Below are 233 nucleotides of genomic sequence, written 5' to 3'. Positions count from 1 at the left end.
CGTATTTCCTTTCGTACCATGCACCCGCATGGGAAAAGCGTAGTCCCGTGCTGTCCACAATCACGGTGACAGGCTCGCCGTCCTTTACACGCCCGGCCGCACGCGTGCACCGACTGTGCACGGTCATGTCGAGCCCCGCAAACAGGTCCGACAGATGGCCAAAGCTGGGTACGGGCAGATCGATGCCGCGCTCACGCCAGAAATCGTCCATGTATCCCGCGAACTCCCGCAGC

Annotated in this window: 1 pseudogene; it reads right to left on the bottom strand. The window is 61.8% G+C overall.

The features are described 5' to 3' along the window. Positions 1 to 211: pseudogene (locus EVC45_RS45360) on the bottom strand (IS5/IS1182 family transposase); the annotation flags it as partial. Positions 212 to 233 lie beyond the last annotated feature (22 nt).

The organism is Paraburkholderia sp. UYCP14C (assembly GCF_004197395.1).
In the GTDB taxonomy this organism is placed as follows: Bacteria; Pseudomonadota; Gammaproteobacteria; order Burkholderiales; family Burkholderiaceae; genus Paraburkholderia.
Note: the sequence above shows the minus strand (reverse complement) of the source record. Positions and strands in the feature narration are given on the sequence as shown.